A 1,391-nucleotide genomic window follows, 5' to 3' on the forward strand; every position below is an offset into this window, starting at 1 on the left:
ACCTTGACGATGACGACGATGACGATGACGATGAACGGGCAAGAAGTGGTGTCGGTCTACGAAACGATGGTCGGCATCACCGAGCGCATGCTCGCCGCGGCCACTGCCAGCGAATGGGATCGCCTGGCCGAACTTGAACAGGAATGCGCCGCCCACGCGCGCCGCCTCAAAGCCAACGAAGGCGTGGGCCCGCTGGCCGGCCAGGAACGCGTGCGCAAGGTCAATGCGATCCGCAGCATGCTGGATGCCGACCGCCGCATCCGCGACCTCACCAGCCCATGGATGGCGCATCTGTCGTCCCTGATCAACAGCAAATCGACCGAACGCCGCGTCGCGCGCGCCTACGGCATCTGATGCGCCCGGCGGGGGTTGACTGATGCTGCCCCGCGACCTCGTTTCAGGCGTCACGCGCATCACGCCGGCCCAGGCCGCCGAGCAGGCGGTCGACCCGCGCCAGCAAGCCTTTGCGCGCGCCGTCGCGCCGCTGCTGGGCAAGGCGATCCACGGCGAAGTCCAGGCCAAACTCACCGACGGCACCTTCGTCGTCAAGTTTGCCGACACCCAGGCGCGCATGCAACTCCCCCCCGGCGCGCTGGTCGGCGCCGACGTGCCGCTCACGCTGATTGGCCTGCATCCCCGCCCCACCTTCCAGGTTGGTAACCAGACCACCGCCACCGGCTTTGCCGAGGCCGGCCCCGCACCGCAAGCCGAAACCGATGCTCCGGGCGCCCCGCTGGGCTACCGCGAAGGCGCCGCCCTCGGCCGCGCCGGCGCCCTGCTGGCCTCCAGCGCGGGACTGGGCGCGCAGGCATTCGCCGGCGGCACCGAAGCAAAAAACACCACGCTGAGCCCCACCGCCCAGGCCCTGGCCGGCGTGCTGGCAGCCGCCCAGAAAGCCGAGACGGTGCTCACCGCCGTCACCGGCAGTGCGCCCCTGGTGGCCACACCGGACGCCGATCCGGCGGCGCTGGCCGCCGGCCTGAAGCAGGCGTTCGGCAAGAGCGGCCTGTTCTACGAATCGCATGTGGCCGAATGGGCGCAGGGTTCGCGCGCGCTGGCCGAACTGGCAAGCGAACCGCAGCAGCAGGCCGCGCAGGCCGGCGCGCGCCCGAACCCGCAGGATCCCGCCACCGCGCAGTTCATCAGCATGCAGCTGGCGGCGCAGGAGCAATCGCAACTGGCGTGGAAAGGCCAGCTGTGGCCCGGCCAGCCGATGGAATGGGACGTGCAGCGCGAAGCCCATGGCGGCGGCGACGCTGACGGGGCGATCTGGAACAGCCGCCTGCGCCTGCGTTTCCCCGAACTGGGCGAACTCGATGTGCAGCTGCGGATGGTGGGCGGCGCCTTGCAGATCGGGCTTGCGACCGGCGACGACGCCACCGCCGCCCTGC

2 protein-coding genes are annotated in these 1,391 nt (G+C 70.7%); both read left to right on the forward strand.

Going from position 1 to position 1,391, the window contains the following annotated elements; all coding sequences use genetic code 11:
• Positions 1–18: 18 nt before the first annotated feature.
• Positions 19–354 carry a flagellar protein FliT gene (locus AC1DYN_RS32520; protein ID WP_477966927.1) on the forward strand — a complete coding sequence of 112 codons (336 nt, stop codon included), beginning with the start codon at positions 19–21 and terminating at the stop codon, positions 352–354.
• A 22-nt stretch (positions 355–376) separates the two neighbouring features.
• Positions 377–1,391 (forward strand): flagellar hook-length control protein FliK (fliK, locus tag AC1DYN_RS32525; RefSeq protein WP_477966929.1); only part of this gene is annotated, 1,015 nt, incomplete at its 3' end.

The sequence above is a fragment of the Rhizobacter sp. P2_D12 genome, from assembly GCF_056404395.1.